The organism is Pseudoalteromonas sp. BSi20495 (assembly GCF_000241185.1).
Taxonomy (GTDB): Bacteria; Pseudomonadota; Gammaproteobacteria; order Enterobacterales; family Alteromonadaceae; genus Pseudoalteromonas; species Pseudoalteromonas fuliginea.
On record NZ_BADY01000181.1, the window covers coordinates 1 to 12,468 of the forward strand.

Annotated in this window: 11 protein-coding genes; 5 read left to right on the top strand and 6 right to left on the bottom strand. The window is 39.7% G+C overall.

Annotated features, from left to right (window positions below):
• Positions 1-297: 297 nt before the first annotated feature.
• Complete coding sequence (locus P20495_RS00865) at positions 298-819, bottom strand: lipocalin family protein (RefSeq protein ID WP_007376693.1); 522 nt, start codon at positions 817-819, stop codon at positions 298-300.
• 130 nt (positions 820-949) lie between these two features.
• Between P20495_RS00865 and P20495_RS00860 the strand changes: the two genes are divergently transcribed.
• The 3 genes from P20495_RS00860 to P20495_RS00850 all read left to right on the top strand — a co-directional run bounded on the left by P20495_RS00860 (position 950) and on the right by P20495_RS00850 (position 2,581).
• Complete coding sequence (locus tag P20495_RS00860; RefSeq protein ID WP_002959175.1) at positions 950-1,405, top strand: YaiI/YqxD family protein; 456 nt, start codon at positions 950-952, stop codon at positions 1,403-1,405.
• A gap of 1 nt (position 1,406) precedes the next feature.
• Positions 1,407-1,970: a hypothetical protein gene (locus tag P20495_RS00855; RefSeq protein WP_008139298.1), complete on the top strand. Its 564-nt coding sequence runs from the start codon at positions 1,407-1,409 to the stop codon at positions 1,968-1,970.
• Positions 1,971-2,188: 218 nt separating this feature from the next.
• Positions 2,189-2,581, top strand: coding sequence for an ACT domain-containing protein (locus tag P20495_RS00850; protein ID WP_008139300.1), 393 nt, complete (start codon positions 2,189-2,191; stop codon positions 2,579-2,581).
• A 182-nt stretch (positions 2,582-2,763) separates the two neighbouring features.
• On the opposite strand, the gene P20495_RS00845 is transcribed toward P20495_RS00850, so the two are convergent.
• The 5 genes from P20495_RS00845 to P20495_RS00825 form a co-directional block, all read right to left on the bottom strand.
• Complete coding sequence (locus P20495_RS00845; RefSeq protein ID WP_008139302.1) at positions 2,764-3,420, bottom strand: class I SAM-dependent methyltransferase; 657 nt, start codon at positions 3,418-3,420, stop codon at positions 2,764-2,766.
• Between the two features lie 28 nt (positions 3,421-3,448).
• Positions 3,449-7,099, bottom strand: coding sequence for an AAA family ATPase (locus P20495_RS00840; protein WP_008139304.1), 3,651 nt, complete (start codon positions 7,097-7,099; stop codon positions 3,449-3,451).
• Entirely contained in the window at positions 7,096-8,343 is a 1,248-nt protein-coding gene (locus P20495_RS00835) for an exonuclease SbcCD subunit D C-terminal domain-containing protein (protein WP_008139306.1), read from the bottom strand. The genes P20495_RS00840 and P20495_RS00835 overlap by 4 nt, the downstream gene beginning before the upstream one ends.
• 79 nt (positions 8,344-8,422) lie before the next feature.
• On the bottom strand, positions 8,423-8,659 hold the full coding sequence (locus P20495_RS00830) for a hypothetical protein (RefSeq protein ID WP_007376681.1): 237 nt from the start codon (positions 8,657-8,659) through the stop codon (positions 8,423-8,425).
• Positions 8,660-8,793: 134 nt separating this feature from the next.
• Positions 8,794-9,030 (bottom strand): hypothetical protein, encoded by a 237-nt coding sequence (locus P20495_RS00825; protein WP_008139309.1) that lies wholly within the window; start codon positions 9,028-9,030, stop codon positions 8,794-8,796.
• 322 nt (positions 9,031-9,352) lie between these two features.
• Here P20495_RS00825 and P20495_RS00820 point away from each other — a divergent pair, with 322 nt between their 5' ends.
• Positions 9,353-11,800, top strand: a complete 2,448-nt coding sequence (locus tag P20495_RS00820) for a M1 family metallopeptidase (protein WP_008139312.1) — start codon at positions 9,353-9,355, stop codon at positions 11,798-11,800.
• Positions 11,800-12,294, top strand: coding sequence for a DUF6702 family protein (locus P20495_RS00815; RefSeq protein ID WP_008139315.1), 495 nt, complete (start codon positions 11,800-11,802; stop codon positions 12,292-12,294). The genes P20495_RS00820 and P20495_RS00815 overlap by 1 nt, the downstream gene beginning before the upstream one ends.
• The last annotated feature ends 174 nt before the right edge of the window (positions 12,295-12,468 follow it).

Below are 12,468 nucleotides of genomic sequence, written 5' to 3' on the forward strand. Positions count from 1 at the left end.
GGGTTCTTTCTAGGGACGATTAACTCTTTGTTGCTCGGTTTTTACTTAGCCCACTAGGTTACAAACCTCGCGCCGCGATTTAATCGCCCCTAGATTGAACAGATTTCAATCCACAAAGATCAACACGCCCTAGGCAAAAAAATGGCAAGCTATATAGCTTGCCAACAATAGGGGATATTCAGTGTTTCCAATACTTGCTGTCTCATGGCAAGTACACACAATATAACCATAATATATTTAAGTTACTTTACTGTTAGATGACTCTTTTATGACTACTGTAAAGGGGCTTTACATTGTTTATTGCTCAACCCAAATTATTTCATCGGTAGCAAAGCCCAACTCTTTAGCTTTAGTTAAAAAGTGTTCTTTAAGCTCTTTGCTAACCGTTGGTGTACGCGACAAAAACCACAAGTAATCTTTGTTGTAACTGGTTATAAATGCATATTGATAATCGGGTTGGTCAAGTTCAAAAATCACGTAAGCGCCATAAAATGGACCAAAAAACGAGACTTTAAAATGCCCTGTGTCTGTGCCCTCTACAAACTTGGCTAAGCCTTCGGCGTCATCCCATTTTTTATCATCCGTTAAATACCCTTTGTTAAGGACCTTTACTGTGCCGTCGTCGTTAATTGAATAAGTCGCGGTAACTTGCTCCATACCTTCTTCGAATGAGTGATTAAGACGCGCTATTTCAAACCACTTGCCTTTATATTTTTGTATATCAAAGTTTTTAACGGGTGTTATTCCCTCCGGAGGGCTGGTGCAGGCACTAAGAAAAAATAACCCTGTAATAAGTAAACCGTATTTAATAGCCTTCATGTAAGCTCCTTTTTTAATTACATAAATCGTACGTATTATCTAAATATAGATGGATATAAAGTTTGCTAGCCGATTAAAAAAATTTGCTATAGGATCATATTAATTCTAAAGCAATAAAAATGACCATAGCATGAAAATTTGGGTAGATGCAGACGCGTGTCCTGTTGTTATAAAAGAAATACTTTTTAGAGCTGCAGAGCGTATGAAAATCGAGACTATTTTAGTGGCCAATCACGCAATGCGTATTCCGCCGTCAAAATACATAAGCCGCGTTCAAGTATCGTCGGGATTTGATGTAGCCGACGACGAAATAGTAAAACGTGTTGAAAAAGGTGATTTAGTTATTACAGGCGATATTCCGCTAGCAAGTGAAGTAATTGATAACGGCGGGCAAGCGCTCAATCCACGTGGCGAGCTTTATACCACCGAGAATATCCGCTCAATACTTAACGTGCGCGACTTTATGGATACCATGCGCTCAAGTGGCGTAGAAATGAGTGGTGGGCCGCCGCCACTTAGCCAAACCGATCGCCAAAACTTTGCAAATAACCTCGACCGTATTTTAGCGCAAAACAAGGCTAACTAGTTTGAACACACAATTAGTTGGCTTAGGTGATACGCAATTTAGCGTGGCGGTATACGTAGAAAAAGCGCCGCCAATGCCGTTTTTTGAAACACTCGAATGCCTAGAACCGGTTATAAATGAGCAAATAAATACCATAAACCAGCACTGTGGTAATGGTTGGCGCAAAGTGTTTAACGTGTATGCAAAAGTGCTATTTTCCCTGCCAAGCGAGCATTACTCATTTGCCAAACAAGCCCCTACTTGGCAACAATATCGCGATGAGTATTTACTGCAAAAAAACAGTAAAACCGCCCTGCTATTTAGCGCGCCCAACATTACTATTACGTGTGCAAATAAAGCTACTAGCAATAAAAACCAGCTACACATAATTGCTGGGCGTACGCACGCTAAAAACTTATTACAACAGGGTAAGTTGCATGCACAATTTGATTGGCTCGACGACGAGTTTGCAATAGACACCAGTAACAACATTATTGTGTGCCCATATTTTGATTACAGGCAGCTAAGTAATATAAAAATTGCGAGATTAAGCGAGCTAGTCGCGCAGCTAAAAATGACTAAATAACCTGAACTCTGGATAATAAATCTATCTCAAGCAGCTATTTTCAGCGCTAACTGCGTTGAATTTACTTGCAATAGGCCAGCTATTGACGCGTAAATTCGCCTTGCTTTCACTGAAAATCTCTGGCTAGAGAAAATAAATTTAAATATCAAAATAATTTAATATGTTAGTAAATATCTTAACCAGAGTTCAGGTTAAATAACACATTGTAAGGAACGACCATGGCCGGAATTTTAGAGTTAAACGAATTATTAAAATCAATGCAGCCAGCGCTTAAGCAAGGCGAGTATATTTTTTGTTGCTTAGCAGGGAAATTGGCTGATTATGTTCATTTAGAGCCACTTGCCACTTATATTGAAGAGGAAGGGCTAACCCTTATTTTAAAAGCTGAAACCGCCGATAAAGCAGGTATTACTTACGAGGGTAAATATAATTTAATTACCCTTAACGTACATTCAAGCTTAGAGGCCGTTGGGCTAACTGCTGCGGTATCTGCAAAGCTGACTGAGCATGGCATTAGCGCTAATGTGGTTGCTGCGTTTTATCACGATCATATTTTTGTACAAACAGATAAAGCACAAGCTGCAATTAAAGCACTTGGAGAGATTGGTTAGGATTGCTGGCACAGCAATGATCTGAGTGATGTGGATATTAGAGCGTCGGGTGGCGCTTCGCTTAACCGACCTACGTATAAAATAAAAGCGTGGTGTAGAGAGGTTTACATAAAAACACCGAGTTTGTTCACTCGGTGTTTTTATTGGTGCTAAATAGCGGGTGCTTGTTTAGCTTGTAAAACTTAAACTACATATCCGCTAAAACCTAGGGCTTTAAAATACAGCTTCGGAATGCCAAATTTGCACTCGTTTAGCAGTTCGCTAAAGCGCATTCTATCAAGCGGGTAAAACTCATTTTCTAAGTCATGCCCTGTTTGTGTTTTACCTGTTTCGGTTAAACCCAATTGCGCGCACGTTGTAAGCTGGGCTTCGCGCTCAAATGAAGTTTCAGGGCGCATTAAATCTGCAATATAAAGGTTTGCGTCTTTTTTAAGGCTTCCTTTAATTGCTTTTAATAACTCTTTTTTATCGCCGTTATCTTCTAAAAAATGCATTACTAGTAAACATAAAACGGCATCGGCTTTAACCGATAACTTATCAACGGGGCCATTATGTACATCTACGCGGCTTGTTATGCCTTGCTCATCAAATTGCTGCTGTGCGATAGCAAGCATATCGGCTGATGTATCTTGCGCAGTAAATTGCCACGTAGGGTTTAGTGCAGCCAGTGCAAGTACTTCTTTGCCTATGCCTGCCCCTACTACCAAAATATGTGCATTATCGCTTAGCGTTGCTTGTAGTTGCGCATTAGTGAGCTGATGTAATAATTCATAACCAGGAACTAAACGGGTTATACGGCTATCGTATTGTGTTGCTTGCTCGCCTGTAAACGTTGGCATTGTATCTCCTTGTTTTCAGTAATGTTGCTTATAAAACTTCAACTGTGGAATATCCACCTGGCTTTTTGGCTACATGCACTTGAGTGGCTACACGCTCGCTCATTTGTGTTACGTGCGATATAACGCCTACTTTTCTGCCTTGTGCTTGCAAAGAATCCAAAGCGTCCATTGCAATGCTTAGGGTTTCGCTGTCTAACGTACCAAACCCTTCGTCAATAAACAAAGAATTGATTTGTACTTTGTTAGACGAAAGCGATGCTAAACCAAGTGCAAGTGCTAGCGATACTAAAAATGACTCGCCGCCCGAGAGTGTATTAACAGAGCGTTGCTCGTCGGCCATGTCGCGGTCGATAATTGCAATGTCGAGCGTTTGCGCTATGGCGGTTAATTCGTAGCGTTTGTTGAGTGTTTTTAAATGGCTGTTGGCATAGTGCAGTAATATTTTTAACGTTTGTGTTTGTGCTAAGTTACGCATGGTTTTACCCGTTGCATCACCCAATACTTTATTAAGCAAGTGCCATTGTTCAACCTGTGTTTTAAGCGTAGTTAACTCAGCTTGCTTGCCTTCAAGCGCCTTTGCATTTTGGTTGTGTTGCTCAATAGCGGTATTAGTTGCTAGTAATGAATTTTGCAGCTGTGTTTGTTGCTCGTTTAAGCTGCTTAATTGCGTACTTAAAGCCTCTGCACTTTGAGTTGGTTTATCGCTAATGTTGTGTTTTTCAAGCGTAAGTTGCTGCTGTTTTAATGCGGCATTTGCATCTGTTAACGCTTGAGTTAACTGCTCGTGTTGATTTAAATGCGCTTTAATAGTCTCGCTACTAAGCGTTAGTAAAATTTTGACCTGTTCGTGCGTTGCATTGCTATATTGCGCTTTAAAGTCAGCAAACCATTGGTTATAACGTGCCTCAAGTGTTGCTAGTTCTTGGCTGTTTTCAAGTAAGCGTTGCTCCACATTTTTAAGCGTTATAGCGTGCTCATCTCGTTGTTTTATCGCGTCGTCATAGGCTTTTTGGCTCGCTTGAACCTGCGATTGTTTTTGCTCTTGCTCACTTGTGAGTTTTGCTTGGTAGTCGTCTGCGCTTATTTGCTGATTATTAAATAAAGCTGAGCGCTCACTTTGTACAGCGTCTAATAGCTCTTTAGCTTTTACAAACTCTTCATTAAGTGCTTTTAACGATTGCTCGCTTTTACTAACAAGCGGGGTAAGCTGCTTTATTTGCTCATTAGCTGTGTCTTGGCGCTTTTGGCTTTGCTCAAGTTGCGTTTGAGTTTGCTGATACTGCGTAACCTGCTTGTTCAGCTCGGTAAGTTCAAGCGTATTGGCTTGTAATTGCTGCCAAAAATCACTGTTTTCAAATTGATTATTGAGCGTTGTACCCAGCTCGTTAATTTGCGCACTTAGCTCGCTATGCTTACTCGTTAACTGGTTTTGCTGGTGTGTAAGCTCAAGGTGTTTATTACTCAACTGCTGCTGTACTTGCTGCTCTGCTTTAAGTGCTGCTTGTAGCTCATTTACTTTAGTTTGCAGTGTACGTTGACGTTTTTGTTGCTCAAAGTATTGCGCTTTCTGATCGTTTAATTGCTTATAAGTTACTTCAAGCTGTTCAGGCGTTAAGTCGTTAAGCTCTGTGCGTGCGCCTTGCATGGTATTTTTAATGTCGAGCTGTTTGGCTTTTGCTGTTTGTATTATTTGCTCAAGTTGTCCGTGTTCAGCAGTTAATACGGCATGTTGAGTTTGATGCTTATGCAGCTCGCTTTGTGCATGGTCAAATTGCTTTTTAGCTATATTAAAAGCATTTTCAAAATCAGTAATTAAGTTATTTAATTGCTGATTTTGATTTACCGCATACGGGTGCTCAGTTGCACCGCACACTAAACAAGGCTCATTAGGGCGAAGCTCAGTGCGTAAATGTTCTACGTTTTCGCTGGCTCTTAAGCGCGCTTGGTTAAGTGCGTACTCGCTACCTTTAAGCGCTTGCTCGCTGGTTATTAAATGCTGATTAAGTAAAGTATGGGCTTGCTGGCTTTCATTTAACTGCTGATTAAGTACTTGTTGGCGTTGAGTGCTTTGTTTTAGTTCTGCGTTAAATTGCCCGTAACGCTCGCGCTGCTCTTTTAAGTAATCAATACTTTTTAACTGCGCGTCGCAGTGCTCTGCATTAAATTCATTAAGCTGAGTATTTAATGCCTGTAAAGTTGATTGCTCACCACTAAGTGCCACCTCGCACTGCTGCACTTTATTATTTTGCGCATTTAAAAGATCGTTCTGACCTGCAAGCTCGCTATTAAGAGTTTGGCTTTGCGCAGCGTTTGCGGTTAATTGCTGCTGTGCATTTAAGTAGGTATTGAAGCTTTGCTGATAGTAGCTCCAGTCTTTTGCTAAAACATGCAGCTGTGCATGCTCATTAAGCCATTGCTGGCCTTTAGTTGAGTCGGTATTAGCAAGTTCAAGTTCGTTATTGCTTTGTTTAAGCTGCTGTGTGAACTCATCTAATTGAGATTGCTCTTTGGTTATTTGCGACTCTGTGCCTTTTACAGCTTGAGTTTGCAAAGCAATGCTGTTGTCGAGCTCTCTCGCTTTAGCTATAATAGGCGCTGCATTTTGTTTTTGCTCATTGGCGTTATTAAGTAGCTCGGTATGCTTAGCAAGCGCGGTATTACGCTCGTTAATTACCGCTAAATGATCAACACTTTTAAGTGATGTTATTTGCTGAACCAACGCCGTATTTTGATCGGTTAACAAATTAAAACGGCTGCGGTTATCTTTTATTTCAAGCGCTTGTTTAGCTTGTTTTGCCTGCTCGCTTTGCTCAACGATACTTTCAAGCGCTGAGCTTGCTTGTTGCTGGGTTTGCTGTGCTTGCAGTAAGTTTTGCTCAAGCACTGTAGCTTGCTGATACCAGTTAAGTGCTTTTTCGGTTTTGGATAGCTCTTTTTTAGTGTGTTCGGTTTGCGCTTTTAAATCGGTTAACTTGGTTTGTTGTAGCTCAAGTTCTTCGCTCGTTAATAAGGTATAGCTTTCAAGGCCTGCTTTAAGCGCTTCAAGCTTTGCTACTTGCTCTTTATGGCGCTCAAAAATACGCACGCCAATACGGCTAAATTTATCGGTGCCTGTTAAACACTCTAAAAGCTGCGCTCGCTCATCGCCAGTGGCTTTTAAAAATGCAGCAAACTCATGTTGTGCTAAAAGTACGGCACGGGAGAACTGCTCAAAGTTAAGCCCTATTTTGCTCTCAACTTCTTTTATTGTGTGGCTTTTGTCAGCTATTAAAGTTTTGTCTGGCAGGGTAACTAATGTGTGCTCTGCTACTTTAAGTTTACCTGTTACTTTTTTATGGGTTCGTGAAATTGTATAGCGTGCACGATAAAGCTGTTTATCTTGTCCTAAAAAGTCGACCTCGGCGTACCCTTCCCATGTACCTCTGCGTAGCAAGTTTCGCGCATCATTGAGTTTAATGCTGTCGCCGTTAAACTCAATTAAGTTACCTTTATCACCGCGCAGCCTCGCTGTTTTTGTATAAAGGGCTAAACAAATGGCATCTAAAAAGGTACTTTTACCAGCGCCAGTATCGCCTGTGATGGCAAATAGACCAGCGTCTTTTAATGGGGCTTTAGTAAAATCTATTTCAGCGTCAACTATTGAGGCTAAATTATGAATACGAACTGCGGTTATTTTCATAGTTGCTCTTGCTCCGTAAGCTCGTTTATCACGTCACTTAAAAGTGCTTTTAGCTCATCGGGTACACTTTGCCCTGCCATGTCTTTATCGTTTGCGAATGCTTGTTCTAATAGGTTTAGTGGGTTGAGCATTTCAACTTCGCTTAAATCTTCAAATACGGTGTTGTCGTCATTTTGCGCTGATTGTTCACGTACACGTTCAATACCACAAAATTTAATATGCTTGCCTTCAAGTGCTTGTTCTATTTGTTCTCTGAAGGTGGTGTCGGTATCGCTTGATTTAAGCTTTACACGTAAATAAGGCGCTATTGTATTTTGTGCGGTGTCGAGCGCTTTAATTTGCTCGCATAGTTCGTTTAATGGTACACACTCCCCTTTTGGTAAAATAATTACATCGGCAGAGCGCGGAATGTAAAGGGGGTTTACAGTTGTACTAATGTGTTGTTTTTCATCAATAATAAACTCAACAACATTTACTTGGTGCGTGTAGTTACGCTCTGAAAACGACATAGGTATAGGTGTGCCGCTGTAGCGAATAATATCGCTTTTAGCGACTTGTTGCGCTTTGTGTAAATGCCCAAGGGCAACATAGTTGGCTTGTTTACCAAATACATTGGCTGAAATAGACTCCTCACCACCTATTACTAAGTTACGCTCAGAATCACTTGAGATATCCCCGCCTTTTGCGTGTAAATGCCCCATAACTATTAATGGTGAGTTTTGCTCGTTTATATTAGTAGCGTGTTCTAGTGCACGCTCGTAAGCTTTTGCAACGCCTTGAGAATAACTAGGACCGCTTTCAGTTTGGCTAAGTAAACTTACATCGCTTGCACGTAAAAATGGCATAGCGACGATTACAGCGCGTTTACCATTGGTATTTATGGTAATAACCGTTTCATCGGGTGTTGCGACATCAAAGCGCCCTACTACGTGTGTATCAAATTGCGCTAGTAATGGCTGAGCTGCCAAAATACGATTCGCAGAGTCGTGATTACCCGCAATAATGACTATGTGTAATTGTGGGCATGCCTTTTTGGCGTCTTTAATAAATTGGTAAAGCTGATTTTCGGCGCTAGCGCTTGGAGTTGCGGTATGATAAATATCGCCAGCAACTAAAAGTAAGTCTATTTGTTGTTCAACAAGAGTGGCTAATAACCATGTAAAAAAGGCTTGGTGTTCAACACGGCGGTCGTGTTCATAAAATTGTTGGCCAAGGTGCCAATCTGAGGTGTGGAGGACTTTCATGTCGCGCTCTTAAAAAACCAGTAAGAGCGCCAATATACCCAAGGTAATTAAAGATGCAAGCCTAAGGACCATTTTAAGATTAGGTTAAACTATACCAGCCTACAAAAATAATCGGTAATGCTAGCAATGCCATAATTAGTGGGTACTTTAGTGTTTTAGTTTGCTTAGTTTGTAGCACTTTTAAAGCATTAACTTCGTTACATGCTGCTACTTTATCAATGTAAAAATAACCAGAATCGAGATACTGTTTACAGTTGTTCTCATTTGCCGGGATAGCAATTAGTTCTTGTTGTTTTTTTAGGATATAAAAATCCATGAGTCCACCGCATTTATTGCTACTAATCTATATTTATTTGAGGATAAATGTGACGAATTTATTTGCCTCAAATAAAAGGGTGGGCGATTTTAAATACAAACAGCATTAAAGATCAATAAAAATATTAACTATTTTTAATTTATCGTATAAATAGCCAATATTATTGAGATTGCAGCAATATTTACGCCAATAATAATGCGTTTCTTATTACTTTTTTGTATGGATGGGAGTCGTTTTAACGCATCCTGTTTGTTACATGCCGACACTATATTTACGTATTTGTAGTTATTATTTTGGTAACTTTCAAGCAATTCTTCTTCAGCTGGAATAGCTTCGAGCTGCTGATCTTTTTTAACAATATAAAATTTCATAGCAGTCTCCGTTTTTACTAATGTAATTTGAAGTTAATGTAAGTTAACAAATATACCTACACTGTAGTTTGTTGTAATGAATTAGGGATGAACTCTATAAATTGAGTTGTTTGTTCCTGTTTTAATACTAAGTAATTGTGTTTTTTGTAAACCCCCTTTACAGTTTTGCTCCCGTTTATTTTAGTCATAGTTTTATACATAATAAAAAGCTGTAAAACGTTAGTGAATACCACCTTATAAAAGCTGCACTTTATCGCTAATTTATTGAAGCTAAGCTGTTATTTTGTCAAAGTACCCTTACTAAAATTTATCAGGACTAACAATGAAAAAAATAGGTCTTACGCTGAGCGCTTTTGTATTGCCACTGGCAATGTCGAGTGTTGTTATGGCGTCTTCAGTTGAGCAAACAAAAGGTTCTTATGTTGATAAGTTTCGTCAATTAGACGAAGCTCTGCCAACACCAAATGTTTACCGTAGTGCGGCTGGCGAACCAGGAGAAAAATACTGGCAGCAACGTGTTAATTACGATATTGATGTAAAGCTAGATGAAAAAAAGCACCGTATTACGGGTAGCCAAAGTATTGAATATAAAAATAACTCACCACATACGCTTAAATATTTATGGTTACAGCTAGATCAAAATATTTTTAAAAGTGACTCTATTGCCGAAACAACAAAAACATTTAAAAGCACTTTAGAAAGCTTACCAGCTCAAAAGCCAGCTAAATTAAGTTTAGGTGAGCTACGTCGTCAGCAATTTATGAGCGACAACGAACTTGGTTACACTATTAGTGGTGTTAAAGACGAAGACGGCAAAGAGCTGCGCGTAACTGTTGTTGATACTTTAATGCGCGTTGATTTAAACGAGCCATTAAAACCAGGTAAAGAAGTAGAATTTAGCATGAACTTCGCCTTCAACATTGTTGAAGAAGATGCTGTAGGTGCACGTTCTGGTTACGAGCATTTTGAAGAAGACGGCAACGACATATTCTTAATTGCTCAGTGGTTTCCTCGCTTAGCCGCTTATACCGATTATGAAGCATGGACAAACAAACCATTTTTGGGTTCTGGTGAATTTACGCTTGAGTTTGGTGATTACGATGTAGAAATTACCGTTCCTGCAGATCACATTGTATCGGCAACAGGTAAGCTTGATAACGCGAGCAAAGTACTAACAAGTACTCAGCGCAAACGTTTAAAGCAAGCTGAAACATCTAAGCGTCCTGTGTTTATTGTTAATGCAGAAGAAGCGCTAGAAAACGAAAAAGAAGGCACCGACAAAACTAAAACGTGGCACTTTAAAGCGCAAAACGTACGCGACTTTGCTTGGGCGTCTTCTCGTAAGTTTATGTGGGATGCAAAAGGTTATCAACAAGGTGGTGACGTTCAGCCTTTAGTTATGGCAATGTCGTTCTTCCCTAAAGAAGGTGGTGACTTATGGAAAAAGTACTCAACTGAAGCGGTTGTACACACAATGGAAGTGTACTCTAAGTATTCTTTTGATTACCCGTACCCAACTGCACAGTCGGTTAATGGCCCCGTTGGTGGTATGGAATACCCAATGATCACCTTTAACGGTCCACGTACTAAGTTACAAGATGATGGTACACGTACTTATTCTCAAGCTGAAAAGCGCTTTTTACTTGGCGTAGTTATTCATGAAGTGGGTCATATTTACTTTCCAATGATTGTTAACTCAGATGAGCGCCAATGGACGTGGATGGATGAAGGCTTAAACAGCTTTTTAGATGGTGTTGCTGGTCGTGAATGGGATCCTACTATTCCTTGGGGTGTTGAGCCTCGCGATATAGTGAGCTACATGAAGTCACAAAACCAAGTACCTGTTATGACTCAGTCAGACAGTGTATTACGCTTAGGTCCTAATGCTTATACTAAACCTGCAGCAGCCCTTAATATTTTACGTGAAGTAATTTTAGGTCGTGACTTATTCGACTTTGCATTTAAAGAGTATGCTCAGCGCTGGAAATACAAGCGCCCTACTCCAGCTGATTTTTTCCGTACAATGGAAGAAGCCTCTGGTGTTGATTTAGATTGGTTTTGGCGTGGCTGGTTTTACACCACAGACCATGTAGATATCTCTTTAGATAAAGTATATCAACTACGTTTAAACACTAAAAACCCTGATATTGATTACAGCCGTTTACGTGATATTGAAGCAGACAAACCTACTTCATTATTTGTTGAGCGTAACCGCGCCGAAGGTAAAAAAACATGGGTTGAGAAAAACTCTGATGTTACCGATTTTTATGACGAAAACGACCGTTTTACTGTAACCAATAAAGAACGTAACTCGTACAATAAGTTTTTAAAAGGCTTAGAGCCGTGGGAGCGTAAAACGCTTGAGCGTGCTTTAGAAGAAGATAAAAACTATTACGTTATGGAATTTTCAAACCTTGGTGGTTTGGTAATGCCTATTTTATTAGAACTAACATATGAAGATGGCACTAAAGAAGAGCGCTATATTCCTGCTGAAATTTGGCGTCGTAATTATAAGAACGTTCAAAAGCTGATTGTTACCGATAAAAACAAACCGCTTGTATCAGTTACTGTCGATCCAGGCTGGGAAACAGCTGACGTAGATGTTGAAAACAATAACTACCCTCGTCGTATTATTCCTTCACGTATTGAAGTGTTTAAAAAGGAAAAGAGTAAAGCTAAAGTAAGTCGCGATATCATGCAAGATATTAAAACTGAGCTTAAAACTGATGAGAAGAAAGACGAAAAGGATGACGGTGAGGAGCAGCAATAATGCGCTTTTTGCTTATTATTGTTTGCCTTTTAGTTGCTGCGCCAAGTATGGCGCATCAACTAAAGTCGTCAGTTACAACCGTGCTTTTTAATAAACGAACGCATAATGTTGAGTTAATGCATCGCTTTTATTTACATGATACCGAACATGCCGTAGGAACATTATTTGAAGGCAAAATCGATATTATTAGTAATAAAACCGATCAACAACGTTTTGCTAAGTATGTTGAATCGCACGTTGCGCTACAAACACTAAGTGGTGAATCTATACCGCTTAGCTTTGTAGGTGCACAAGTTGATGGAAAGTTTTTTTGGGTTTACCAAGAAGCACCTATACCAAAAGGGATTGAAGGGATTAAAATGAGTAATGGTGCACTGCGTGATTTATGGCCAACTCAGGTGAATATGGTTAATGTTGAGGGGAAAGGTAGGATTAAAACCTTAAACTTTGCCCAAGATGATACATGGCTTGAAGCCCGCTTCGAGCAAAATTAATTATTATTTGAATAAACCTTTCCCAATCTACGCGCACTGTAATTAATGTGCGCGTATTCTCTTCTTTTGTTTAAGATACATTCATAATTGATCTGTACTATGTAAAGTACCGTAAAATTAATCAACTTGTATTGTATATTTACCTTGTTTCGCGCAATCTAAAGGTAATTACTA